This is a genomic window from Gordonia ajococcus (genome assembly GCF_012974285.1).
GTDB lineage: Bacteria > Actinomycetota > Actinomycetes > Mycobacteriales > Mycobacteriaceae > Gordonia > Gordonia amicalis.
This window is the reverse complement of record NZ_CP052884.1, coordinates 138,627-164,674: the sequence shown is the minus strand read 5'-3', so window position 1 is coordinate 164,674 and position 26,048 is coordinate 138,627. Positions and strand designations below refer to the sequence as shown.

At 67.8% G+C, this 26,048-nt stretch carries 21 protein-coding genes; 7 read left to right on the top strand and 14 right to left on the bottom strand.

Annotation, left to right across the window (positions count from 1 at the left end):
* The first annotated feature begins 95 nt into the window (after positions 1-95).
* Positions 96-1,484, top strand: coding sequence for an IS1380 family transposase (locus tag GAA2_RS00685; RefSeq protein WP_191834648.1), 1,389 nt, complete (start codon positions 96-98; stop codon positions 1,482-1,484).
* A 258-nt stretch (positions 1,485-1,742) separates the two neighbouring features.
* Here GAA2_RS00685 and GAA2_RS00680 read toward each other — a convergent pair whose 3' ends face one another.
* Positions 1,743-2,495: an energy-coupling factor transporter transmembrane component T family protein gene (locus GAA2_RS00680; RefSeq protein WP_159406089.1), complete on the bottom strand. Its 753-nt coding sequence runs from the start codon at positions 2,493-2,495 to the stop codon at positions 1,743-1,745.
* Positions 2,492-4,612, bottom strand: coding sequence for a DUF2232 domain-containing protein (locus GAA2_RS00675; protein WP_223121896.1), 2,121 nt, complete (start codon positions 4,610-4,612; stop codon positions 2,492-2,494). The genes GAA2_RS00680 and GAA2_RS00675 overlap by 4 nt, the downstream gene beginning before the upstream one ends.
* Positions 4,613-4,825: 213 nt before the next feature.
* Here GAA2_RS00675 and GAA2_RS00670 point away from each other — a divergent pair, with 213 nt between their 5' ends.
* The 3 genes from GAA2_RS00670 (at position 4,826) to GAA2_RS00660 (ending at position 7,107) form a co-directional block, all read left to right on the top strand.
* A complete protein-coding gene (locus tag GAA2_RS00670) occupies positions 4,826-5,347 on the top strand; it encodes a peptidase (protein WP_159406087.1) in 522 nt (173 codons plus the stop codon).
* A 150-nt stretch (positions 5,348-5,497) separates the two neighbouring features.
* Entirely contained in the window at positions 5,498-6,226 is a 729-nt protein-coding gene (locus tag GAA2_RS00665) for a TMEM165/GDT1 family protein (RefSeq protein WP_159406086.1), read from the top strand.
* Positions 6,227-6,345: 119 nt separating this feature from the next.
* A complete protein-coding gene (locus GAA2_RS00660; RefSeq protein ID WP_006437718.1) occupies positions 6,346-7,107 on the top strand; it encodes an SDR family NAD(P)-dependent oxidoreductase in 762 nt (253 codons plus the stop codon).
* Positions 7,108-7,122: 15 nt separating this feature from the next.
* Here the strand turns inward: GAA2_RS00660 and GAA2_RS00655 are convergent, their stop codons facing one another.
* The 3 genes from GAA2_RS00655 to GAA2_RS00645 form a co-directional block, all read right to left on the bottom strand.
* Complete coding sequence (locus GAA2_RS00655; RefSeq protein WP_159406085.1) at positions 7,123-8,295, bottom strand: MAB_1171c family putative transporter; 1,173 nt, start codon at positions 8,293-8,295, stop codon at positions 7,123-7,125.
* Positions 8,296-8,315: 20 nt separating this feature from the next.
* A complete protein-coding gene (locus GAA2_RS00650; RefSeq protein WP_159406084.1) occupies positions 8,316-8,828 on the bottom strand; it encodes a hypothetical protein in 513 nt (170 codons plus the stop codon).
* A gap of 181 nt (positions 8,829-9,009) precedes the next feature.
* Positions 9,010-9,585 (bottom strand): helix-turn-helix transcriptional regulator, encoded by a 576-nt coding sequence (locus GAA2_RS00645; protein ID WP_006437721.1) that lies wholly within the window; start codon positions 9,583-9,585, stop codon positions 9,010-9,012.
* 295 nt (positions 9,586-9,880) lie between these two features.
* Between GAA2_RS00645 and GAA2_RS22990 the strand changes: the two genes are divergently transcribed.
* Complete coding sequence (locus tag GAA2_RS22990; RefSeq protein ID WP_236577736.1) at positions 9,881-10,921, top strand: hypothetical protein; 1,041 nt, start codon at positions 9,881-9,883, stop codon at positions 10,919-10,921.
* Positions 10,922-10,948: 27 nt separating this feature from the next.
* Here GAA2_RS22990 and GAA2_RS00635 read toward each other — a convergent pair whose 3' ends face one another.
* Positions 10,949-12,589: a TM0106 family RecB-like putative nuclease gene (locus tag GAA2_RS00635; protein ID WP_159406083.1), complete on the bottom strand. Its 1,641-nt coding sequence runs from the start codon at positions 12,587-12,589 to the stop codon at positions 10,949-10,951.
* A 116-nt stretch (positions 12,590-12,705) separates the two neighbouring features.
* Between GAA2_RS00635 and GAA2_RS00630 the strand changes: the two genes are divergently transcribed.
* Together GAA2_RS00630 and GAA2_RS00625 are read left to right on the top strand one after the other, a co-directional pair.
* Positions 12,706-13,398 carry a DUF6474 family protein gene (locus GAA2_RS00630; protein ID WP_159406082.1) on the top strand — a complete coding sequence of 231 codons (693 nt, stop codon included), beginning with the start codon at positions 12,706-12,708 and terminating at the stop codon, positions 13,396-13,398.
* Positions 13,399-13,544: 146 nt separating this feature from the next.
* A complete protein-coding gene (locus GAA2_RS00625) occupies positions 13,545-14,165 on the top strand; it encodes a hypothetical protein (protein ID WP_159406081.1) in 621 nt (206 codons plus the stop codon).
* 79 nt (positions 14,166-14,244) lie between these two features.
* Here the strand turns inward: GAA2_RS00625 and GAA2_RS00620 are convergent, their stop codons facing one another.
* The 8 genes from GAA2_RS00620 to lysX all read right to left on the bottom strand — a co-directional run bounded on the left by GAA2_RS00620 (position 14,245) and on the right by lysX (position 25,942).
* Positions 14,245-15,645, bottom strand: coding sequence for a fatty acid desaturase family protein (locus tag GAA2_RS00620; protein ID WP_159406080.1), 1,401 nt, complete (start codon positions 15,643-15,645; stop codon positions 14,245-14,247).
* A 58-nt stretch (positions 15,646-15,703) separates the two neighbouring features.
* Positions 15,704-16,801, bottom strand: a complete 1,098-nt coding sequence (locus GAA2_RS00615; protein ID WP_159406079.1) for a ferredoxin reductase — start codon at positions 16,799-16,801, stop codon at positions 15,704-15,706.
* A 253-nt stretch (positions 16,802-17,054) separates the two neighbouring features.
* Positions 17,055-17,900, bottom strand: coding sequence for an alpha/beta fold hydrolase (locus GAA2_RS00610; protein WP_236577734.1), 846 nt, complete (start codon positions 17,898-17,900; stop codon positions 17,055-17,057).
* A gap of 18 nt (positions 17,901-17,918) precedes the next feature.
* Positions 17,919-19,139, bottom strand: a complete 1,221-nt coding sequence (locus tag GAA2_RS00605; protein ID WP_159406077.1) for a PQQ-dependent sugar dehydrogenase — start codon at positions 19,137-19,139, stop codon at positions 17,919-17,921.
* Positions 19,140-19,197: 58 nt separating this feature from the next.
* Positions 19,198-20,751 (bottom strand): succinic semialdehyde dehydrogenase, encoded by a 1,554-nt coding sequence (locus GAA2_RS00600; protein ID WP_159406076.1) that lies wholly within the window; start codon positions 20,749-20,751, stop codon positions 19,198-19,200.
* 65 nt (positions 20,752-20,816) lie between these two features.
* A complete protein-coding gene (gene rraA / locus GAA2_RS00595) occupies positions 20,817-21,305 on the bottom strand; it encodes a ribonuclease E activity regulator RraA (protein WP_006437731.1) in 489 nt (162 codons plus the stop codon).
* A gap of 34 nt (positions 21,306-21,339) precedes the next feature.
* Positions 21,340-22,263 carry an alpha/beta fold hydrolase gene (locus tag GAA2_RS00590; protein WP_159406075.1) on the bottom strand — a complete coding sequence of 308 codons (924 nt, stop codon included), beginning with the start codon at positions 22,261-22,263 and terminating at the stop codon, positions 21,340-21,342.
* 244 nt (positions 22,264-22,507) lie between these two features.
* On the bottom strand, positions 22,508-25,942 hold the full coding sequence (gene lysX / locus GAA2_RS00585) for a bifunctional lysylphosphatidylglycerol synthetase/lysine--tRNA ligase LysX (protein ID WP_159406074.1): 3,435 nt from the start codon (positions 25,940-25,942) through the stop codon (positions 22,508-22,510).
* Positions 25,943-26,048: the final 106 nt, after the last annotated feature.

The window sequence follows — 26,048 nt, the reverse complement described above, 5'->3', positions numbered from 1 at the left end:
GGCGCGTGGGGTGTCGGTGACATAAAAATGCCCTCTGAGCTGGGATGATTGGTGGTGTTGAGACACAAAACATCCCAGCTCAGAAGGCACTTTCAGTGAAAGTATCACACAGCTTCTCGGCCACGTCCGCACTCTTTGACGACGACAATCTCGTGTCGCATGCCGGGCTGGTGCCGGTGATGGAATTGGCGCGCTCGACCGGGGTGTCCGCGCTGCTGGCCGAGCGGGTCGATCTGGGCACCACCCGGGTCGCCTCAGCCGGAGCCAACCTGGAGGCGAAACTGCTGACCGTGATCGCCGGGTTGTGTTGCGGCGCAGACAGTATCGATGACCTCGGCATCGTCCGGGCCGGTGGGCACACCCGCCTGTTCGACCGCGTGTACGCCCCGGCCACGATCGGACAAACCCTGCGTGAGTTCACCCCCGGACATGCCCGACAACTCAACGCCGTAATGACCCGCTCACTGCCGGCGATGTGCTCCCGGGCAGGGTTGTTGCCTACTAACGGTGCCCGAGTGTTTGTCGATATCGATTCCCTGCTGCGTCCTGTCTATGGCTACCAGAAGACCGGCGCCTCCTACGGACACGCCAAGATCGCCGGACGTGAACTGCTTCGTCGGGGTCTGTCGCCGCTGATCGCCACCCTCAGCGCACCCGAGCACCCACCGGTGATCGCCAACGCCTGGCTGCGCGCCGGCCGCGCCGCCTCCGGCGCCGGGGCAGCAACGATGATCGCGCAAACCATCGCCACCGCCCGGCGTTGCGGAGCCGCCGGTGAGATCACCGTGCGCGCTGATGCGGCCTACGGATCGGCCGAAGTGATGGCTACCTGCCAACGTGCGGGAGCCACGTTCTCGCTGGTCCTGCGGACCAACACCGCGATCACCCGCGCGATCTCAGCCATCGACGACGATGCCTGGGCCCCGGTGCACTATCCCGGGGCTCTCACCGACCCCGACACCGGCGCGTTGATCTCTGATGCCGAAGTCGCCGAAACCACCTACACGGTCAAACCAATCTCGCCACAACCGATCACCGCCCGACTCATCGTGCGGCGAGTCAAAGCACACCACCCCGCCGACACCGACACCCTGATGCCGGCATGGCGATATCACTCGTTTTTCACCAACACCACCGACGACACCATCACCGCCGACATCAATCACCGCGCCCACGCCGTCATCGAGACCGTGTTCGCCGACCTCATCGACGGACCACTGGCACATCTACCCTCCGGCGTGTTCGGTGCCAACGCCGCCTGGCTGGCCCTGACCGCCATCAGCCACAACCTCATGCGCACCCTTGCCGCGCTCAGCGCCGCCCCCCGATTGCGGGCCGCGCGCGGGGCAACACTACGACGCACCCTCATCGCCGTGCCCGCCCGACTGGCCCGACCAGCACGAACACCCATCCTGCACCTACCCCGACACTGGCCATCACAACACGCATTCACCACCCTGTGGACCGCGGTGAACACCACCTGAGCCCAGCACCCCCAACCCGTCCACCCACGACCAGGAACCCCAGTGAAGAAGCTGACCCAAGATCAGCGAATACCCCACGCCCACAACACGATCAACTACTCACCCGCCCCCGACTACAACTCCAAGCAACCCCTCCACGGATCCAGGCTCAGGGAGCGACGGGTTGGCTTCGCTCGCACCTCAGGGAGCGACGGGTTGGCTTCGCTCGCACCTCAGGGAACGAGGGGTTGGCTTCGCTCGCACCTCAGGGAGCGGGGTCTAGAGAATCAGCGTCACCGCGACGGCCACGCCGCAGGCGGCGGCGATCACGATGAGCGCCAACAGATCTGCGCGTCCCGGCCGCGCCGGATGAGCCGTGAGCCGGCCGGTGCCACCGCGCGCGGTGATCGCCTCGGCCATCTCCGCGCTGCGGCGGAGCGCCGACGACATGGCCGCGGTGATGAGATCTATGATCCCCATCTCCGCCGACGGGTGGTCGCTGCGCCCCTTCGCCGTCGGGCGCAGCTTGTGAGCCGCGCGCAACATGCGCAACTCCTCGATCAACAGCGGAAGACCCCTGAGACACAACGCGATCGCGACCGCCCATTCGTCAACCGGTAGCCGGAGGCGACGCAGTGGGCCCATCAGCCGCGCGAGCGCGGGCGCGACGTCGGCCATCGGGGTGGTCCAGATGACGAGGATCGAACTCGCGACGAGGACGAGCGCGAGGGTGACGGCACGCAGGAAGATCAGCGCCCCGTGCAGGCCGGCGAAGGAGACGTTGAACGCGACGCCGATACCGATCAGGCCCCAGAACCACCAGGGCGGACGCGGGATGGCACCCAACGGGATCCCGGCGACCAGAGCGGTGAGGACGACGATCGCGGCCACCATCCCCAGTGCCGGCCACGACGGCAGCACCCAGGTCATGACGCCGAGGATCAGCACGATCACCAGCTTGGTTCCCGCCCACAGTCTGTGGACGAAGGAATCGCCGGGGACCTGCCGCAACGGGACCGTGCGCATCGTCATTGGGCACCTCCGTCCCAGCCGGACGGCTGATCCGCGTTCTGATGGGTGTCGGGCAGCAACCGTCCGTCGACGAGCCGAACCCGGCGGGTGCACACCGAGTCCAGTGATTCGAAGTCGTGCGAGATGATCACGATCGTCATGCCCTCGGCGCGCAGACGGGCGAGGAGGGCGACGATCTCTTCACGGGCCAACGGATCGAGACCGGCGAGGGGCTCGTCGAGCACGAGCATGTCGGGGTGGCGCGCGATGAGTCCGGCCAGCACGACGCGACGCATCTGGCCGCCCGACAGGGAATCGACCTTGGTGGCCGCCATCTGCCGTGGCAACCCGACGAGTTCGAGGACACGGGCGACCTCTGCGGTGCCGACCTTCTCGCCACCAGCCGCCATGATCTCGTCGGCAACCGTGACCTTCTGTAGCTGCAGACGTGCGTGCTGGAACCCGAGTCCGATCGCGCCGACGTGCTCACTGACGGGCTCTCCGGCGTCGAAACCGGCTGCCGGAGTGAATTTTCCGGCTGTGCCGAGCAGGTGGCAGGTGCCGGTTCGCGGTGACAGGAGTCCCGTCATGATCCACGCGAGGGTCGTCTTGCCCGACCCGTTGCCGCCGACGATGAGCAACCCCTCGCCGCGGTACACGGTCAGGGTGATGTCGGTGAGGGCGACGACCTCCCAGGGCGATCCGGGCAGGTGCGCGTAGCCCACGTGATCGAGCACCAGCAGCGGCCCACCGATGTGTGGTCCGGGCGCCGCGAGAGATGTCGCGGACTCGGTCGGTGAGGGATGGTCGAGGTCGGCGTGCGGGTCCGGCATCCAGTGCGGCGGATGAGGAACCACGCGACCGGCCTCGAGGTGGATGACACGGTCGGCGGCCGCGGCCTCGCTGCCGCGGTGGGTGATCAGCACGACCGCGATCCCGCGTCGGGCAGGCAACGACGCAAGCAGGTGGAGGAGTTGCCCGCGCCCCTCCGGGTCGACCATCGAGGTGACCTCGTCGGCGATGAGCAGTTGCGGATCCCGGGCGAGGGCCGCGGCGATGGCGAGGCGCTGCTGCTGCCCGCCGGACAGATCGGTGGTCTCGCGGTCGCCGAGACCACTCAGCCCGACCTCGGCGAGGAGCGCTTCGACGTCCACGTCGGCATCCGGCGGCAGACCCCACACCACGTCGTCGGCAACTCGTGACCCGAGCATCTGGATCTCCGGCCGCTGCAGGACGAGCGCGGTGCCGCCGTGGACGCCGAGCCCGGCCAGGCCCGGACGGTGGACGACGCCGCTGGTCGGGGCGCGACCGGCCAGGATCTTCGCCAGCGTCGACTTGCCCGAGCCGTTGGCGCCGACGACGGCGACGAACTCGCCGGGGTCGATGCGCAGGTCGATGTCGTGGAGGACCGGCCTCGCCTCCGGGCTGTACGCGAAACCGACGCCTTCGGCAGTGACCGGGAGCGGCGCGACCTCGGTCGCCGTGGATCCCGGACCGTCGGAGGTGAGCGTGTCCTCGCTGGGCACGTCGCGCAGCCGGGCGATGACCCCGCCGAGGATCCACCAGGCCGCGAGGAGTGAGATCGCGGTGCCCACTGTCCCGGAGATCCAGATCCACGCCCACCAATGACTGGCGATGCTGCGGCTCATCGCGTCGAGGGCGTCGCCCACGCCGTCGGTGGGCCCCCAACCGTGCAGCCATTTGGCGACGCCGTGGATGGAGTTGGTCATCGCCTCGATGGTCAGTTCGCGCAGGGGCACCAGCACGAGGAGCACCAGCACGGAGACACCGCCGAGGATCGGCGAGGCCACGAGGGTGGCCAGTCCGAGTGCTCCGACCCCACGACCACGGCGTTTGATGTCCCCGACGATCCCGCCGACCAGTGCCGAACCGAGGACGGTGGCCATCGCACCCGTGCCCGCCATGGCGAAGGCGACCGCCGTCGTCGCCACCGTGGCGGTGAGAAGTGCCCGCGGCCGGGTGCGGGCTGCGATGAGGGCAAGAGGAACCGGCGCGAGCAGACCGGCCGCCTGCGCCAGCGGGATGACCGAGGCGATGACCACCGCGGCAACAGTCAGGCCACCGAAGATCGCGACGGACGCGAACTCCATGGGCCGCAGCGCAGGCGAGTTCTTCACCGGTCCAGTGTGCCTGGTGTCCATCCCTGCCCCGGGCGCGGCCATCGGCGACGGCACCTGGCCGTCGGTCGATCGCATGTAAACGAACCGTCACAAGACGGTGGTTCGGGTTGTCCGTTTCGCGCCCGCGGTGGATTCTTTTCACACCGGTGGTCTTCGACGGACCTGGGTCCCGATGACCAGGTCCCCCACCCGAATCGGAGGGAGGACACGATGCAGCCGATTCCGATCGGACTCACCCCGTTCCAGCACGAAGGCAAGCTGAACGGCATCCTCATCTCCGGTCGCTGGCCGGAATCCACCCTCGAATGGACCCAGACCCTCGTCGGCTCGGTGCGGATCGCTTGCCGGCCGGGTTTCCTCCCGACGACGACGATCTTCGGCGTCGTCGAGCAGCGCCCGGCCCAGGGCGGCGAGAACACGGTCGGGATGATGGTCGCGATCGGGAACGTCATCGACGACAGCTTCGTCGAAGCGGGCAGGTTCCTGAACAATCCCCCGGCCCTGGTGATGCTGCACCCGCCGTCGCAGACACGTCCGTCACTTCCGGAATGCTCGGAGGTCGCGTCCGGCTGCGTCCTGCTGCCCGGACTCCCCGAACTCGGACTCGAGCATCGAGCCGGGTGGGCGGAGGCGGAGGCCGACGGGACGGTCGTGAATCTCCGCAACGAGGTCGGTATCGACCCCAATGCCGATCCCGACACCGCCGTGCTCGCCATGCTTCTCGCAGCTTAGGCACCCCGAGGCACCCCGAAGGTTCTCCGACAGGGCTCCCGCACGCTGGTTTCCGGGTCGCCGAACAATTCTTTTTGTGCCCCCGACCTGCACAGATACGGGTTACTGAGGAGTTGCATTCGCCAGTTAGGTCTCACTAACCTGGCGTTCGTGATTGCTGCCCTGCTCCTGAGTTTCGGCGTGATCTTCGTCGCCGAACTGGGCGACAAATCACAGCTGATGGCCATGACCTACGCCCTGCGATACCGCTGGTGGGTCGTCATCCTCGCCATCACCGTCGCCACCACCGCGGTCCATGCCGTCTCGGTGTTCTTCGGTCATTTCCTCGGAATGTCTCTGCCCACCGATCTGATGTCGGTCCTGGCCGGCCTCGCCATGCTCGCCTTCGGACTGTGGACCGTCTACGGCGACCGCCTCGACGACGAGGAGCGGAACCGTGCGAGCCGGGTCGGTGCGTCGGTGTTCCTCGCCGTGATGTCGGCCTTCTTCCTCGCCGAACTCGGCGACAAGACGATGCTGGCCACCATCACGATCGCCACCGACCACGATTGGCTCGGCGTGTGGATCGGTTCGACGGTCGGCATGGTCGCTGCGGATGCCCTGGCGATCGGCGTGGGCGTACTTCTCGGCAAGCACCTCCCCGAACGCGTCATCGCGATCGGCGCGGCCGTGCTGTTCTTCGGTTTCGCGGTGTGGCTCACCGCATCCGGTCTCGTCGGTGCGTCGACTCCGATGATCGCCGCGACGATCACCGCCGCGGTCGGCATCACCGGTGTGGGCGCGTTCCTCATCCAGCGCGACCGTCGGCTCCGCGGCGCCGACGACGAGAACGCCGAACCAGCCACTCCCGAGCGTTCGCTCGGTCGTCACGAGGGCTGAGCGCGGGGGCTCCACAACCTCTGACTATCGTGAACGTGCACCCTGCGCCGGTGCACGTCGTCCACTTCACCGGGACACGGGTCCGGCGGCAATCGGTACCGCGAAAGGACTATCAACCCATGGACGTTTCAGGCGCTTCCGTTCTGGTCACCGGCGGGGCATCGGGCCTCGGCGCAGCCACCGCCCGTCGCTTCGCCGCCGCAGGCGCTCAGGTCTTCGGCCTCGACCTGCAGGACTCGATCGACAAGGCGGCCCCCACCGACGGCGTCACCCTGATCCCCGCCGACGTCACCGACGAAGCACAGGTCCAGGGCGCGATCGACACCATCGCCGAGTCGGGCGCACCGCTGCGCGTCGCCGTCAACTGCGCAGGCGTCGGCTGGGCCGCACGCATCCTCGGCAAGGACGGCCCGCACGACCTCGGCCTGTTCCGCAAGGTCATCGACATCAACCTGGTCGGCACCTTCAACGTCATGCGGCTGGCCGCCAACCGCATGTCGGAGGAATCCACGATCGACGGTGACGGCCAGCGCGGCGTCATCATCAACACGGCATCGGTGGCGGCCTTCGAGGGCCAGATCGGTCAGATCGCATACGCCGCGTCGAAGGGTGGCGTCCACGCGATGACCATCTCGGCTGCACGCGACCTCGCCCGCATCGGCGTGCGCGTCTGCACCATCGCACCCGGCACGATCAGCACCCCGATGCTCGCCGGCGTCACCCCCGAGTTCCAGAAGACCCTGGCCGAGGCGATCCCGTTCCCGCAGCGTCTCGGCGAGCCCGACGAGTACGCACAGCTCGCCGAGTTCATCGTCGAGCACAACTACCTCAACGGCGAGACCATCCGGATGGACGGCGCGATCCGGATGGCTCCGCGCTAGTCCGGAGGCCTTGCACTAGGCGGCCGGCTCCGGGTGACCACCTGCGGGAACGTGGGTGGCCTCCGAGAGCCCAAGCGCAGTGGACAACCTGATCAGCGGTGCGGCATCCGCTTCCAGACCCTCGCCGTCGGCGGGGGCGAGGTCGCGGACCGCGCCGCTGGTTTTTTCTGCGACCGCGGGCGACGTCATCCCGTCGACGGCCGCGCGCAGCATCCTGGCCTGGACCCCGACCTCCGCGTAGTCGAACGCCACCGACAGGTGCGGGCTGATCTGGGTCAGCGCGTCTCGGGTCTCGACGACCCGCCGGTGCAGTCGCGTCGTCGGCGACAGCGGACCGGGATCGGGAAGGACGACCTCGGGTACCGCCTCGGTCACCAGGCGCCACAGGGGCAGGAGTTCGATGTCGAGTCGTCGGCGACGCCGGTTCGCGAGGAAGGTCTGCACCCGCGCGTAGACCATGGGGTAGCTGATCCCGGAGAGGAAGACGACGATTCCCAGGATCGCGACGACACGGTTGGTCGTCACCAGCCACGGTGAGCGCACCACGTTGGTCGCCGACACGATCACGAACACGATCTGCCCCACGGCGCTGAGCGCCAGCAGTCCCAGCCCGCCGATCAGCAGACCCAGTGAGACACGCAGATAGCCGTCGGCTGTGGCGTAGAACTTGCGGACGCTGTTGACGCACGCGGCGAATCCGTAGGTGAGATATCCGCTGGCGATCAGCATGAAGAGGGCGAAACCCCAGTTCTGCACCGTCCACTCACTGATGGTCGCGGTACGGATCTCGACCGGGATGACCAGCATGGTGACCTGTAGCCCGACGAGCGAGGCGACCAGAGGCAGGGCCTCCCACCCGGCGCGGCGCTCGCGGCTCACGCGATCCGGGAAGAAGAACACGATGACGAGTGCGGCCACACCGATCGCCAGAAGTGCGTAGAACGCCACCCGCGACAGACCCGGGAAGCCGTTGTCGTCGAGAGCGGCCGACACCGACTCGTCGACGACGACGAACGCCAGCGTCAGCGAGGCGACCGCCACCATCATCGCGAGCGGCTGAAGCCCCCAGCCGGCACGCCGGATCTGATCCAGGCGCCAGCAGAAGGCGAAGGCGAAGACGGCCGCGGCGATCGCGTTGACCACCCCGACGCCGACGTCGATGTTCTGGGAGAAGGCAGTGAACGTCACGGCGCTTTCACCCGCACTGATCACAACCACCCGCGGTGACCGCCCAGGAGTCGCTGAAGTCCGCGTAGTTCATCGTGCGACGCCGTGCTGCCGACGCCGGTGCCGGCCTCCTCTGCCCACGCCAGGATCATCGACGCGAGCATCTCCGCTTCCCACTCGCGATCGTCCGAGTAGCAGGTACGGCGAAGCGCCGCGGCGGACTCGTCGCGGGTGAGCGATGCCAGACCTTCGGCCGACACCTCGCCGAGGATCTGATGGCCGGCGATGAGATGACCGAACTCGTGGATGACGATCTGGTCCCGGTGGAGTCTGGACGTGTTTGCCTGATGGAAGAAGTAGTCCGCGTCGGCCGCGGCCAGCCAGATGCCGTTGGGAACCCCGGTCGGCAGAGGGTGGGCGATCAGGCGAATCGGACGTCCCCGACGCTCGCCGTACCGGTCACACAGCTGTGTGACGTCGAGCGGGAGATCGAGATCGAGCCCCTTCAACGAGGTGCGACACAGCGCCCGTAATGCGCGTTCTGATCGACGCATGCCGTCAATCGAACCATGAGCGCGCACACCGAGGCGATTCGTGTCCACGAAACCAAGGGCCCGCTGCGTTTTCCCAGTTCACACGGCGTCCGAACTCTCCAGGCCGACACCCCACGGCCCGTGATCGTCAGTGACACTCGTGATCGGTGAGAACCCGGATCTGCGGATCCTCCAGACGATCTCAGTCCTCGCCCGAGTCTCCCACCACCCGCAGACGCGAGTCGGCCGACGGCTTCTCGTCGCTGAGCCCTGCCGCGATGACGTCCGGCGGATCCTTCGGCAGACCCTGCTGCTCGCGCAGGACCTTGATCAGTTCGTTCACCACGGTCACCGAATCGCTCGACAGCCCCGCCAGACGGAATGCCGCCAACTGAACGTTGGTGTCCGCCTGCAGCCGCATGAGATCGATCTCGTCGCGAGTGCGCTGCGCGGCCCGATCCTCGAGGAAGTAATGCACGTCGACACCGAATGCGGCCGCGATTCCCTCGACGGTTCGGAACGACGGGGACTTCGCTTTCCCCGATCGCAGCTGACTCAAATACGACTCGCCGAGACGGAATCCCCGCTCCGTCGACCTCGCCGCGATCGCCTTGGCACTGTATGCCCTCCCGTTCGGACCGGGAACGGTCCGAAACAGCTCCTCGAGTCGCCGGGCGAACAGCCCCGGATCGAGTGCATCCGATTCCTTCGTTCTCGAACGATCGGAGTCGGTGCGTCCGGTGTCGCCCATAGGCTTCTCCGCCCCTCCTGCAGTCATGACCATCTTCTCCGAGACGCAAAACTTGAATTTGCAAACATTAAAGCCCGCTGTACACGGCTATCGCAATGACCGGTACGGTCAGAAGGTACCGGAACGCGGCCCACGATGCGTATCACCTGTGGTGATGCTGTAACGAACGTTAGTGTGGCGTTCTTCACATTCTTGGGGGTCCCAGGTTGCCGACACGCTCACGGCAGATGAATGTTTGTCCTCGCTGCGATCCACATGACCCACTGACGCCGGCTGTCGCACCCGCGAACCTCTCCACCGACTGTACGCCTGGGAAACCACGATGACCCACCGCCTGCCGACCCCCCGACGCGACCGCCGACGGCGCCGCTCCCTCGCATCCCTGCTCGCCGCCATCGCGGTGATCGCGCTCGTCGCGCTTGCGCCCGGCGTCGCGTCGACCAGCCCGGTCGGGTCGGGAGGCACCGAATCGGACGCCACGGAATCGGACTCAGCGGGATCGGACTCAGCGGGGCAGGACTCGGTCGGATCCGGGAGTACCGGTGTGGGCGGCTTCGGCACCGACACCAGCGGTGACACCGACACCACCGCCGACGCGGATGATGACGCTGCGGATGGTGACGCCGACTCGACGCCGTCGGGCAATCGGGGACCCGGAGGTCCCTGGCATCACGGTGACGGGCATGGGCACGGCCACCACGGGCACGGACCGACCCCATCGGGAACCGGCACCTCCACCAGCCCGAGCACCTCCACCGACCCGGGCACCTCCACCAGCCCGAGCACGTCCACCGACCCGGGCACCTCCACCAGCCCGAGCACGTCCACCGAGAGCTCGTCGACCGAGAGCTCGTCGACGACCAGCGCGGAGACCGAGACCTCCACAACCGGGGTCTGGGTACCGTTTCCGCCGGTGACCGGTCGGCCGAACGTACCGGCCCCGACCCTGCCGCCGGTCGTGTCGAACCCTCCCCGCTCCGGCGAGGGGAACCTGCCCGCCCCCGCTCAGGTCCCGACAGTTCCCGCGCCCAGCGGATCACCCGCGCCGACGACACCTGCCGCCTCGGTTCCGGGTCCTCCCCCGGCGCCTGGTGCGCCCGCAACCGGCGGGTCCGCAGCGGAGTCCCGCGCCGAATCCGGCGCTTCCGACGCTTCTGCCGCCGACGAGTCAGCCGTCCTCATGGCGAGCCCGCAGGGTCCGTCCGGTCCTCAGGCCCTGCCCGGCGAATCGCCCGACACCGTCCTGACCGGCGTGAAGAAGTTCCTGATCGGTGTCGCCCCCGGTGGATTGTTGCTGCTCGGGGCGGTCGCGCTGTTCGGCAGCGGATCGTTCCTGGACTCGCTGCGGTCACTGCGCTCCTGACGCCGCCCGGTCCTCGGTTCCGAGATATCAGTACCGGGCCAGCAGGTCCCGCTCGTGCGGGATCTCGTCGACGGCACGTCCGGAGATCCACTCGCGGAGCACCTTCGTGGCCCGGACGTCGTCCTCGTTGTACTCGAGGAGCCGCTGCCGCTGACCGACGTCGGGACGTCCGCCGCCGAGCGCGACCGCGGCGCGATACCACTCCATCGACGCCTCACCGCTGGCGTCGTCGTCGCGCCAGGCGAATCCGGCGACGGGAGCGACGCGCTTCAGCCCTTTGCCGCGGGGACAGATGAAGTTGTCGCCGACCGCCTCGTAGATGTCGACCCACTCCTCGGATGCGATGAACGCCTCCACCTCCCGCCGGGTCGGGATACCGGGTTCGCCGGCGAATCGGTCGGCCGAACCCAGCAGCCAGCGATTCTCGGCCTGCTGTGAGTAGCAGTACGCCGCGAACGTCTTCCCGGTCTCGCGGGCGGCCACCCGTTCGGCGGTCAGCCACGCCCAGAACTCCGCGAACGACCTCGCCTCGTCGCGCGTGGGCAGCGGGTCCCAGGTGACGAACGGCCGGTAGACCACCGGTTCGTCGGGCGCGGTGGTGTCGGTACGCAGCGTGCCCCAGAGGTAGGCGCCGTGTTCGCCGAAGCTCTCCATGTCGACGTCGACCTCGATGTCGGCGCGATGCACCCGCGGGGTGTCGCGGCGCCGGACGAGTTCGGTTCCGGTCAGCCAGGCGATCGCACCGATCACCGCATCGTCGAAACGTGCACTGCCCGGCCAGTTCTCCGGCGGGGCCCCGCGTTGTGCGGCGAGCTGGTCGATCGTGGTGATGCCCGCCTCGACGAGTGCGGTCCCCTGATTACCCGTGGCGACGAGCGAGACGTCGCGGCGGGCCTCGAGTTCCGGACCGCACTTCACCCACCAGGGGCACGAGCGGCACTCGGCGACGCGTCGTGGTTCGGTCGGCACCTGCTGCGCGGCAATGGCCCGACGCCGGTCGAGGACCTCGGTGTAATCGTCGAGCATGCCACCGGTGTCGTGCACGACGATGCAGTCGGCGTCGACGCCGATCACCCCGCCGCGCAGGTCGCCGGTCTGCGACGACGGGGCGCGACCGATCTCGACCAGCATCGCGGTCAGCTGGGCGAGGCGCAGGTTGTCGCGACGGTTGGGCCGTGCGGTGCGGTACGGGTCGGGTGTGGGCGCCCACCCCCACAACGGGCTGGTGACCAGCGACGGCGGCCGGCCCGGGTCGGGGGCGGACCTCGCGGGCTGGGTGATCCGGTGGTTGACGACGATGACGGGGACGTAGCCGTCGCCCACTCTCACCAGGAGTTCGGCGTGACCGCGTCGCCCGTGTTCGATGTCGGTGGGCAGCGCCGCATTCCAGATCCACGCGACGTTCGCGTCGCACGCCTTCAGGGTGGCCGCGACCCGCTCCGCCGCCCTCGACTCCGCGTCGATCACCACGAACGCGCCGGGCTGATCACTGTGGATGCCGCGGAGGAGTTCGCGGACCGCGGCCCGATGATCGGCCGCGGCCTCCTTGCGTCGCTGCACGCCGGGCGGGTCGGGTTCGGAGCCGGGACGCCCCTCGTGACCGAAGTCGAGGGCGACCCGGTGCTCGCAACCCGCGAGATCGCGCGGCGACAACACCACAGAGGCCACGCCATCCCTTTCTCGGCTCGAGCGGTCGGACGCGTGGCCCCACCGGACCACGTGTCATGCTTGTACTTGTTACCACGCCCGCAGCGGTCCACTCGGCAGCAGCGAAAGGTCATTCGATGGGTTTGTTCTCCTCCGACGGTAGGTCGCGGGCTCAGCGCCGCGCAGAGGCCAAGGCTCTCAAGGCAAAAGCCAAGATCGAGGCGAAGTTCGACGCCAAGCACCGGCGGAAGGAACAGAAAGCTCGTCGAAAGACCGAGCACAAGTACCTCCAGAAGGACTTGAAGGCCGAACGCAAGACCGCCCGGCAGTTGGCGAAGGCTCAGGAGAAGGTGGTCAAGGCCGAGACCAAGAAGGTGAGTGCCGAGGCCAAGGCGGCCGCGGACGCCAAGATCCTCAGCCCGGCCAGCGTCAAGCGCTACCTCACGGTCGCGCGTCTCGTGGCCCCCATCGCAGTCCCCATCGCCTATCGCGCCGCGGTCGCCGGTCGTGCGCAGATCTCGGCGCTGCAGGCCGGCCGCGCAGGCGTTTCGCCAGAAGTGTTGCGTCAGTTCAGCGGTCACGGCGCGGCGCTGTCCGCCCGGATCGCGACTACACGGACCGCGCTGGAGAAGGTCGTCGCGCAGGACACCAGCGCCGATGCCAAGGACTTCGTCGCCGCGATGACCCAGCGCCTCGACAACCTCGACATCGCGGTCGGCACCGCCGAGACCATGTCCGCCGCACAGCGCCGGACGGCCCACCAGTCCATCGACGACGAACTGGTTGCCATCGACGCCGACATCCTCGCGCGGTTGGGCGTTCGTTCCTGACGCAGGCCGAGGCGGTGGCCTTCGACCCTCGCCGGAGGCGGGTGCGCACCCACTAGGATGGGTTCCACGCGTCGCGTGGGGGGGTTTTCCTTGCGCGCACGCCCCGGAACACACGCAGAGCCGGGACACACGCAAGGGAGCGCCGTATGACCGAGCAGGAGCCGAACGTCACGCCGTCCGACGGCGACGCGAACAACGACGAGCCGACCCTGTTTCCCATGACTACCCCGGAGGCCGACTCCGGGGCTGCCGAATCGTCACCGGCCCCGGCCGAGAAGGCGCCCCCGAAGAAGCCCGCACCCAAGAAGACGCCGGGCAAGAAGGCGGCGCCGGAGCGAGCCGCAGCCGAGTCCGGTGGCGACAGACTGCCATCGAAGAAGGCCGCCAAGAAGGCTCCCGCGAAGAAGACCCCGGCGGCCAAGAAGGCCTCGGGTGCCGGTCCCGCCAAGAAGTCACCTGCGAAGAAGGCGCCGACCAAGAAGGCACCACCGAGGTCGGCACCCCCCGTCGCCGAGGCGCCTGCCGCCGACGCCCCGGCCACGCCTCCTGCTCCGCCGGTCACCTCCACACCGCCTCCGACGTCCGTCCCGGCGCACCCGCCGGTCGATGTCGTCGCCGAATCCGATGCTGCACGAGCCACTTTCGCGCAATTGCGGTCCGGCGCGCCCACCGAACCGCCGACGACCAACCTCACCCCCGCCTACGCGGGACTGGCGGCGGTCGTGGCGATGCTGGTGTTCGTCATCCTGCGTCGCATCCTGCGCTGATCGCCACCGCGGCAGCACAGTCAAAGCCGCTACCGCGGCGGCAGAGTCAAGCCGCTACCGCGGCGGCAGAGTCAAGCCGCTACCGCGGCGGCGGCGAGACCTCCACGCCACCCGACTCGTGCTCGGGTCCGGCGTTGGGATGGTCGGCGGGCAGCCGGCCGCGGAAGCGCGCGGCTTCGCTGACGGCGGGCTCTCCACCCTTCGAGTGCGGCGGCCGGTGGTACGGACCCGGCTTCGGGCGCGGTTTGCCACCGGGAAGTGCCAGACGCGCGATGGTCCGGTGCACCTGGCCCCACTGTTGACCGAAAGGTCCTGTGTTGTAAGGCAATCCGTAGCGCTCGCAGATGTCCTTCACCTTGGGGGCGACCTCCGAGTACCGGGTACTCGGCATGTCCGGGTACAGGTGGTGCTCCACCTGGTAGCCGAGGTTGCCGCTGATGATGTGGAACAGAGGGCTGCCGTCGATGTTGGCCGCACCGACGAGCTGCCGGACATACCAGCCGCCCCGCGTCTCGTTCTCGACCTCTTCCTGGCTGAATGTGTACGTCTGGTCCGGGAAGTGGCCGCAGAAGATGATCGCGTGTGCCCACACGTTCCGGATGATGTTCGCGGTGAAGTTCGCGGCCAGGGTACGCAGGAATGTGCTCTCCGCACCCGGGAGCACCTGGTCGGCGAGCTTCGCGGCCGCACGCGCCCGCCGGCCACCTCGTCGTCGGATCACGTTGCCGATCCGCGAGGTCGACGGCTGCCGGATGGCGCCGCCCGTCGCTGCCTGGCTGAGCAGGAATGCGCCCGCGCTGATCGCCGGCCAGCCGAGGTAGTCCTTCACGATCTGGCGGCGCATCTTGCCCGCGATCCCCTTGAGATCCTCGACCAGCTCGGACATCGGCTTCTCACCGCGCCGGATCGCCTCGAGATCGAGATCGTGCAGCGCGACGCCCCACTCGAAGAACGCCGTGAGCAGAACGTTGTAGAACGGCTGCAGCAGATAGACCGGATGCCACTTCTGGTTCGGATCGATCCTCATGATCTCGTAGCCGAGATCCTTGTCCTTGCCACGGATGTTGGTGAAGGTGTGGTGGATGTAGTTGTGGGAGTGCTTCCATGCCTCGGCAGTGGACGCGGTGTCCCAGTCCCACACCGACGAGTGGATGTAGGGGTCGTTCATCCAATCCCACTGCCCGTGCATCACGTTGTGGCCGATCTCCATGTTCTCGAGGATCTTGGCCATACCGAGGCATGCGGTACCCGCGACCCAGGCTCCCCGCGAGCGCGAGTTGAGCAACACGATGCGCCCGAGGGCGGCGAGTTGCCGCTGGGTGGCGATGACGGTCTTGATGTAGCGACGATCGCGGTCCCCGAGGTCGCCGTAGACCTCGTCGTGGATGGCGTCGAACTCTTCGGCCAGTCGATCGATCGTTTCTTGATCGAGGTGCGCCAACGGGCTGGTCACGCGCTGTCCGGAATCGGTGGTTGTCATGTATTTCGGTCCTCCCGGTCAGAGGTCAGAGGTCTGGCGTCTGGGGTCTGACCTTCGGTCAGAGTTCGACGTCGACGTCTCCCTCGGCGGTGTTCACACAGATGCGGATGCTCTGCCCTTCCGGCGAGCTCACCTCACCGGTGCGCAGATCGCGGATGTTCCCCTGTTTGAGAACCCCGGTGCAGGTGTGGCAGATACCGATCCGGCAGCCGAACTTCAGCTCCAGACCGTTCTCCTCCCCCGCGACGAGGATCGGCATACCCGGCTCACAGGTGACCTCGGTGTCACTGCGGGTGAACCGGACGGTGCCGCCCTCACCCTCACCTGCATTCCCACCGATGATCGGCTGGAAACGTTCGAGGTGGATTCGGTCCCCGACGCCTTCGGCTTCCCAGTGTTCGACGAGACTGTCGAGCAGCTCTCGCGGACCCGAACACATCGCCTCTCGCTCGCGCCAGTCCGGGCAGAGTTCGTCGAGGTCGGTGGCCTTGATCCGCCCGTCCCGACCGGTGATGCGCAACGTCAGGTCGAACCCGTCGTGCCGGTCGTCCATCGACTCGAGGTCGGCCCGGAACATCACCTGGTCGTCACTGTGCGCCGAGTGGATGGCCACCACGTCGTCGACCCGATCGCGATGATCGAGGTCGCGCAGCATGCTCATGATCGGGGTGATGCCGCTGCCGGCGCTGATGAACAACATCTTCTCCGGCAGCGGATCGGGCAGTGTGAACACGCCTTCGATCTCGCCGAGGCGGACGATCTCACCCGGCCGGATGCCATGGACGAGGTAGGGCGAGACCTTTCCCTCCTCGACCAGCTTCGGCGTCACGCTGATCAGGCCGTCGCGCGGATGCGGGTCGGAGGTCAACGAGTAAGCGCGCCAATGGAACACCCCGTCGATGACCACCCCGAGACGTACATACTGTCCCGGTTGATGCCCCGGCCACTCATAACCCGGTTTGATCCACACCGTGGCCGCGTCCGCACCTTCGGGTCGTACCTCGACGACCCGGCCGCGGAGTTCCCGAGTGGTCCAGAGCGGGTTGATCAGCTCCAGGTAGTCGTCGGGGTGCAGGGGATTGAACAGGTGCCGGATCGCGCCGAGAAACCCTCGTCGCAACGGCGACACCCGGGGAGTCGCGCCGCGTTCAGCCATGGGATGGGGTGGGTCGGGAATCGATCAGTGTCACGAGACCTCACAAGGGGTCGTCGGTCGTCTCTTGTGCCTACGCGCTGCTACATAGTCACCGTTCGAGCTGTCTGTTTCGACCATACGGCGTCGGGCATCACCGGAGGGGCGGGTCGCTCGGATCCGGTCTGTGCTGGATTGTCGGTCACCAAAGGTGCAGGTCGCTGCGATGTCGGTTGTTCACTTCGGCAACATCCCGGATGCGAACAGTGACGGATGGTTATGCCCCGTCGCGTACGGCGGCGGTGTTCGCCCGGGACATGATCGCCGCCGCGACCTGGTCAGGCCAGGATTCCGGCAGCCAGTGGTCGGCGCCGGGAAGGACCAGAAAGTCGTACGGCGCATCGACCCACCCCGAGCAGAGCCGGGCGCCGACGTCGCCCAGAGCCGGGTCGTGGTCGCCCCAGACGTATGTCGTGGGCACCTTCACCCGCGCGGGTGCCGACCGCTTGTCCGGCAGGAACATCGCCCGATACCAACCCAACGCTCCGGGCAGCGCGCCGTACTCCGCGATCTCGGCGGCGACCCGCGAGGCGAATGGTTCCGGAAGCCCCATCTGCACACCGAAATCCGGCCGCGTGGTCATCAGCCGGCCGAGTACCTTCTCGGGCAGGGCCGGGATCTGGAACACCAGCATGTACCAGGAACGGAGAATCTGACCGCGCGGCATCGCCTGCATGAACGCCCCTGGATGCGGAACCGACAGCGCGGTCAGCGTTCGCACGCGATCGGGGTGATGAGCCGCGAGTGTCCACGCCACCGCCGCGCCCCAGTCATGTCCGACGATGTGCGCGTCACGGACCTCCGCGGCGTCGAGCATGGCCACGATGTCTGCCACCAGCTCGGCCTGCATGTAGTCGCGCCGCCGGGTGGGTCGAGCCCCCGGCGAGTAGCCGCGCTGATCCGGGGCGATCGTGCGAAAACCTCTGCGGTGCAGGAGCGGAGCGACGAGGTCCCACGAACCGGCACGTTGCGGGAAGCCGTGCAGCAAGACGATCGGCTCCCCCTCGAGCGGACCGGCGTCGATCACGTCGAAGGTGTATGGACCGCGCTGGAAGGTGGTCAACCGCGTCGTTCGCACGTGTCAGCCCGCCCAGCGCACCCGCAGGATCCGATCCGACCCGTCCCCGTCGCTCGTGGTCAAGACCAGCGAACCATCGGGCGCCACGGCCGCCCCGCGCAACCGGCCGTGCACTTTCTCGAGCGCCTCGGTCTTCGAGACCACGCGGCGTCCGTCTTCGGAGAGCTTGAGGAAGACCAGCCGCTGCCCCTTCAGTGCAGTCACCACCAGCCCGCCGCTGTAGGGTCCCCAACCGCTGTCCGGCAGGAACGCGATGCCCGGCGTCGCGATCGTCGGCGCACCCGAACTCCACACCGGACCGATGGCGCCGGGGACCCGGACGGTGTCGGTCATGGGCACCGACTCGTCGTAGATCAGGGGGGTGCGGTCCGGGCGGTAACCGTAGTTGCCTCCCGCGAGGATGAGGTTCAGCTCGTCGTCCCGACTCGTGCCCTGTTCGATCCCATAGACCCGACCGCTGCCCGGAGCGACCGCGACGCCCTGCACGTTCCGATGACCGAGGCTGTACACCGGGCTGCGCGGATCCGGATTCCCCGGCGCCGGCCTCCCGTCGAGGCCGATGTGCAAGACCTTGCCGCCCAGCGACTTCCGGTCCTGCGCTACCGACGGGATACCGGAGTCACCGGTACCGACCCAGATACTGTCGGCGGTCACGGCCAGGCCACAACCGGCACGACTGCCCGAGGAATTGACCGGGATACCGCTGAGCAGGGTCCGTTCCCGAACCATCCGCGTCCAGTCCGCGCTGACGCGCCACGAGACCACCCTGGTGGTCTGGCCCGTCTGCGGCGCCGGAATGGGCGCCCCGGCAAGCGGTTCGGGCACGGTGAACGCGCCGGGCACCATGTACTCCGCCTGACAGGAGTACACGCGCCGGTTGTCGGAGAAGCGAGGATCGAGGGCGAGTCCCATCAGGCCGGCCTCGTTGACCGCGAAGATCTTCGACAGGTTGGCCTTGACGTTCACCCGCTGTCCGCCGGGGCGCACCGCGACGAATCGTCCCGCGCGTTCACCGGTGAGCACCGTGCCATCGGGCGCGACGACCGCACCCCACGGTATGGTCAGTCCGCCGGCGACAGTCGTGACCTGCAGCGGCGCGGCGGCACGGGCTGCAGCGCCGGCGACGAACATCCCGGCGACCGCGGCCGCCGACGCGGTGATCGCCACAAGCCCGCGGGCCGATGTCCGGATGAATGTCCTGCGTTCACGACGAATCGGGGTCACAGGGGCCACCGTAACCACGACCCGGGGCCGGGTCGTGGCAAAACGGCGAGATCGAGATCTAGCGGCCGGGTAGGTACTTCAGCGCGCGGACCGCCGTCGGCGTGATCGCCCGGTAGATGCTCTTGGGCACCAGCGGCGCGCGATCGATGCCGATGAAGCGCTGCTCGGCGATCGTCTGTGCCTCGGTGTACTTGAGCAGGCCCTCTTCGCCGTGGCGTCGGCCCATTCCGGAGATGCCCATGCCACCCATCGGTGCGGCGGTCGAGGCCCAGGCGGCGGCGTAGCCCTCGTTGATGTTGACGGTGCCGGCCCGCAGCCGCTCGGCGACGGCCTGCGCCTCGGCGCTGCTGCCCGCGAAAACGCTTGCGTTGAGCCCGTATTCGGTGTCGTTGGCGAGCTTGACGGCCTCGTCGGTGGAGTCGACCGGATAGATCGAGACGACCGGTCCGAAGGTCTCGTTGCCGTAGCAGACCATGTCGTCGGTGACGTCGGTGAGCACAGTCGGCTCGAAGAAGAACGGGCCGAGGTCGGGGCGGCGCTTGCCGCCGGCGAGGACCTTCGCACCTTTGGCGACGGCGTCCTGGACGTGCGCCTCGGCGGTGTCGATCTGCGCCGCCGACGCGAGCGAGCCCATGTCGGCGGTGAAATCGTAAGTGCCCGAGAGCTTCATCATCGAGACAAATGCGGCGAACCGCTCAGCGAACTCGTCCGCGATCTGCTTGTCGACGTAGATCCGCTCGATGGAGATGCACAGCTGGCCGGAGTTGGAGAACGCCGCGCGTGCAGCCCCCTGCACGGCGTTCGCGATGTCGGCGTTCGCGGTGACGACCATGGGGTTCTTGCCGCCCAGCTCGGCGGAGAACCCGATGAGGCGCCGGCCCGCCTGTTCGGCGAGGGTTGCCCCGGTCGCCGACGAGCCGGTGAACATCACGTAGTCGGTCGAGGCCATGATCGCCTGCCCGACTACGCCGCCGGGTCCCGGTACCACGGCGTACAGCTCACGCGGAAGACCCGCCTGGTACAGCAACTCCGCGAGCGCGAGAGCACAGTACGGCGTCTGGCTGTCGGGCTTGATCACCACACCGTTGCCGGCGACGAGGGCCGCGACCGCATCGGACACGGCCAGCGTCAGCGGGTAGTTCCACGGACTGATGACGCCGATGACGCCCTTGGGCAGATGACGCACCCGGACGCTGGTGGCGCCGGGCAGCATGCCCTTGACCTTGCGATCGGCGAGCAGCTTCGGGCCGTTGGTCGCGTAGTGACGCGCGGTGATCGCGACGTCGAGCACTTCTTCCTGCGCGTAGATCCGGGCTTTGCCCGTCTCGGCCTGCGCGATGTCCATCAGCGACTCGGCGTTGCGATAGACCAGAGCGGAGAACTTGTCGATGACCTGGGCACGCTCGGCCGGGGTCCGGGCGGCCCATCCCTGCTGGGCCTGCCGGGCACGGTCGACCGCGGACTCGAGATCCTCGGCCGTCGCGACCGGGATGGTGGCCATCTCGGTGCCGCTGAATGCCTCCAGCACCGGCCGGGTGGGACGGCTCGCGGCGTCGTCGATCGCGACGAGAGCACCGAGACGGGCGAAATAATCGGCGGTGGGCTTCGGCATGTCGGGCTCCTCGGTGAAGTGCCGGCTCTGGGCGGTTGGTGGGTGTTCGGTCGAGATCCGGACGATCAGCTGTCGGGGGCGACCAGCACGATGCCATCGTCGTCGGAGTAGACGATGTCGCCCGGGTTGAAGGTCTCGCCGCCGATGGTCAGCGGAACGTCACGCTCGCCGGCGCCGGTCTTGGTGGACTTGCGCGGGTTGGTGCCCAGCGCCTTGACGCCGATCGCCATCCCGCCGATGGTCTTGGCGTCGCGGATGGCGCCGTTGGCGATGATGCCCACCCAGCCGTTGGAACGGCCGAGCTCGGCGATGATGTCACCGACCAGCGCGGTGTGCACCGACGCATCACCGTCGATCACGAGCACGCCGCCCGGGTTGGACTCGCTCAGGATGGATTTGAGCAGGGCGTTGTCCTGGAAACACTTGACCGTGGTGACGCGTCCGACAAACTCGCGGTTGCCGCCGTACTGCGTGAACTGGGTGTCGCAACTACGGACATCGGCCCCGATCTCGTCCACGAGATCGGCCGTCGGGGTGAAGGTCAGCTCGCTCATGCCGACCAGTTTAGGTGTTACCGCAAGTAGCTGGTTACTCGCGGGTAGGTTCGGTTCGAACCGCTCCACGCAGACCGTCGATGATCTCCGCGACGTCGTCTGGGCGCTCGGAGACCAGAAAGTGCTTGGCCCGAGGTAACACGACGATCTCGTCGGCGCCCAGGGTGTCCGAGTAACGGCGTTGCTTCCACTCCCAGAACGCCCGCCAGCCGAGCAGCCGCGATGACGCGACCACGACGACGATCGGTACCCGGGGCATCGGATTGCTGCGGCGTAGACCCCGCAGGGTCCTGTTCATCGCGCCGAAGGCCGCGTTCTCGACGAGCATCGCGAGCAGGAACGGCGGTTGCCCGAAGACCCGCTTGCTCCATCTCCGTTGCTGTTCACCGAGCCCCTCCGGAGGTGCCGGCACGACCCGTGTCCACACCTGCACGCTCGGCCATCGTCGGATGCCGACGCGACTGGTCACCGCACGCGCCGCACCGACCGCCCGGTGCGCGTTGCCGACCCGGAAGGACAGCGGGACCAGGCGCCAGGGGACGAGCACATACGAGCCGTCGAGCACCACTACGGCCGCGGTGCGGCCGGGGTACTGCCGGGCGAAAGCCTCCACGTACAGCGACGCGAGTGAATGGCCCACCACGACAACGGGTTCGTCGATCCCACGGGCGTCGAGTACCGCGACCATCCGCTCGATCTCGCCGAGAAGCGTCGGATGGTGCCGACGGTCGACCGGACTCGACAACCCGTAGCCCGGCCGGTCGTACCGGATCACCCGCCACGACGCCGCAAGACGAGCGACGAGCGGGTCGAGGTCGAACCAGTTGCTGCCCAACGCCGCCATCAACAGCAGCGGAGGTCCCGATCCCTCGTCGAGCACGTGGAGACGGTGCCCGCCGACGGTGACGTACTCCCCCGGAGCTGTGTCATCGCCGGGGTCCGGCGTCGTCTCGTGCACCTGACCAGTGTGCCCGAGGTTTCGACACGGTGGCTCGCTCCGCTCGCTACCGGCTCAACCAGCAAAAGCCCACGCCGGTTGAGCCGACACCGAGCCACCCACGCCGGTTGAGCCGACACCGAGCGAGGCGAGGCGTCGCGTCGAAACCCACCGAGCCACCCCCCGCCGGTTGAGCCGACACCGAGCGAAGCGAGGCGTCGCGTCGAAACCCGCTCAGTACGGGCTCGCCAGCAGAAGCCGCGGCTCAGGTGTCCTGCGGCTTGGCCAGCGGGAACGCGAGCGATTCGCGGATCGACTGACCGGTGATGAGCATGACCACACGGTCGACGCCCACCCCGAGCCCGCCCGTCGGCGGCATCGCGTACTCGAGCGCCTGCAGGAAGTCCTCGTCGAGTTCCATCGCCTCCGGGTCGCCGCCCGCCGCCAGGATCGACTGCTCGGTGAGACGCTTGCGCTGCTCCACCGGATCGGTCAGTTCGGTGTACGCGGTGCCGAGCTCCACACCCCACGCCACCAGGTCCCAGCGTTCGGCAACGCCCGGCTTGCTGCGGTGCGCGCGGGTCAGCGGCGAGGTCGACGTCGGGAAGTCGGTGTAGAACGTCGGGAAGGTCGTGCGGTCCTCGCCGAGATGCTCGTAGAGCTCGAGGACGATCTGGCCGGCATCCCAATCCGGGCGGTAGTTGATGTCGAGGCGGTGGCACACGGCCCGCAACGTCTCGACCGGGGTCTCGGGGGTGATCTCCTCACCGGCACCCTCGGAGACGACCCCGTGGACGGTCTTTACCGGCCACTCCCCCGAGATGTCCACGCGGACTTCGTTTCCGTCGGCGTCGGTGCGGATGATGACCGGTTCACCGTAGGCCGCGGTGGCCGCATTCTGGATCATCTCGCGGGTCAGGTCCAACATCTTCAGGTAATCACTGTGCGCCTCATAGGCTTCCAGGCTCGTGAACTCCGGATTGTGACTGAAGTCGACGCCCTCGTTGCGGAAGTTGCGGCCGATCTCGAACACCTTCTCCACTCCGCCGACACACAGACGCTTCAGGTAGAGCTCCGGCGCGATCCGCAGATAGAGGTCGAGGTTGTAGGCGTTGATGTGCGTCTGGAACGGGGTCGCGTTGGCGCCGCCGTGGATCTGTTGCAGCATCGGCGTCTCGACCTCCAGGAAGCCGCGCGCGGCGAGGAAGTCGCGCATCGACTTCACCACCAGGCTGCGGATCGCGAGGTTCTTCCGGCTCTCCTCGTTGATCGCGAGGTCGACGTAGCGCTGACGCACGCGCGCCTCGGGGTCGGTCAGTCCCGCCCACTTGTCCGGCAGAGGTCGCAGGCACTTGCCGTTGATCCGCCAGGCGTCGATGAGGATCGACAGTTCACCGGAACGACTGGTGCCGACGACCCCGCGGGCCTGGATGAGGTCGCCGAGGTCGACGTCGGTCCCGAAGTCGGGTGTTCCCGGGATGACCCGCGAATCCTCGACGAGCACCTGCACCTCGCCCGACCAGTCGTGTATGTCGGCGAACACGACCTTGCCGAAGTCTCGCAGGCGCGTGACGCGGCCGGCGATGGTCACGACACTGCCCGCGGGTTCGGTCCTCGCCTGCGCGACGGTGTGCGTGGGCTGGTCGGCGGGCGGATACGGATCGAATCCGCGCTCGACGAGCCGGTCCATCTTGTCGAGGCGGACCCGCACCTGTTCGGGACGGTGCACGACCGCGCCCTCGGGGGTCGCCGCCTCGGCTTCCAGTTCGGCGATCAACGCAGGTGCGTCGACGCCGGCCGGGATCGACGGCTCCCCTTCGGTGTAGTGCTTGGCCCGTCCGAACTTCGGGAGCGTGATGAACCCCTCGGCGAGAATCGCGGCCAGACCGACGCGCGGCAGGATGCGATTGTCCTCGAAGCACAGGTACCTCGACTCCCAGTCCGGCAGGTACTTGGCGTTCGACTTGTACAGCGACTCCATCTGGAAGAACCGGGAGCCGAACATCAGCACCGAGTAACCCATGCGCATGATCGGGCCGGCACCGATCTGCGGCCCCTGCTCGAAGAACGCGCGGAAGGCGGCGAAGTTGAGCGAGACCTCGGTGATGCCCAATTGCTCGGAGTTGCGGCACAACTCGGCGACCATCGTCTCCACGACACCGTTCGGTCCCTGCCGGTCCCGACGCATCAGATCGAGGGACACACCGCGTCGTCCCCAGGGGACGAACGAGAGCATGCCCACGACCTCCTCGTCGGCGGTGCCTTCACCGACGACGGCTTCGACCAGCAGGCAGTTGTCGTCGGCGCGATCGCCGATGCGCGACAACGCCATCGCGAAACCGCGTTCCTCGTCGGTGTCGCGCCAGTCGTCGGCACGCGCGACGACCTTCTCCATCTCGGACGGCCTTCCGCCGATCGAGCTTGTCGAGATCTCGCCGTGCCGGCGGATGCGTACCGTCACGCCTGCACGGCGGGTGCGGGTCACGGCCTGGCGCACGGCCTTCATCGTCGGACCGCTGAGGCTGAACTCACGCGTGTGCAGAATGGCCTCGTCACCGATGGTGAGCGACATGAAGCCCGCGGCATCGTAGGCGGCCGCACCGCGCGTGCTCGATCCGATGGACGCCGGATGCCATCCGTATTTCTCACAGAGAGTGAGGAACTCGGCGATGGCGTCGGGCCACGAATCGGGATCGCCGATCGGGTCACCGCCGGCGATCCCGACGCCCATCTCCACCCGGTAGGTGATCGCTGCCCGACCGTCGGACGAGAACACGACCGCCTTGTCTCGGCGCGTCGAGAAGTAGGCGAGCGAGTCGTCGTCGTTGAACCTCGTGATGAGGGCACGGATGAGTGCTTCGTCCTCGGCGGTCATGAGCCACCGCAGGCGTTGCGACCGGAACAACACGATAGCCGCGGCGATCAGTGCGAGGGCCCCGAACAAGCCCAGCAGACCGTTGACGAAGACGTGCGTGTGGCGACCGTCGAAGGAGGCGTCCTGATCGATGGCGCTGAAGGCGACCACCCGGTTGAACGCGTACGGCAGCCGGTCGCCACGGGTCAGAGTGTGAGGGAACGCCCACACCAGCGCCCAACCGAGCAACGTGGCGATCCCGAGTCCCACGATCAGGGTCGCGATCGCGGCCGGGATCGCGCCTCGGCGGACGCGGGTGTGGAACTGGCGATACGTGGCCACGAGGAAGACCAGCGCGGCGAGATCGATGACCAGTCCGATGTAGATGTTGGTCCGGTCCCAGGCCGTCACGTCGAGGTCGTCCTCGAGTGCCGGGATCAGGTACAGCACGTTGCCGACCATGAAGAGTACGAGGTAGATCACGCTGATCCACCAGGCGATCCGCTTGCGCGCCGACAGGGCGACCGCGATGAGGGCGAGGACGAACGCCCACGCGAAGCTCGTGTCGGGCAGCGTGATGATGTAGTCGTCGACGTAGCGCCGGGGGTCGTGGATCAGATGCCGGAGAGCCGGCAACAGGCTGGACAGCAACGCGATCGTCGCCAGGACACCGACGACGGTGCCCGCGATGTGCGGCGCATTGCGGCCGAATCCGGTAGGGCGCCTGATCTTGTCGAGGAGGACGAGGGAACGTCGGTCCGCCGCGGTGGGGGTCCGCCGGGGCGCCTCGGGATGTTCGTCGGGGCTGGACGGGTCGACCGGCGCAAGGGGGGTGTCGGTGGCCATGCGTCGACGGTAGTCGTATGCGCGGGTGCGCTCTGCACTCCACGCTGATTCGATCAAGCGGCGGCACACAACCCGGCACATATCTGCGTGGTCGTGCCGGTGTGGC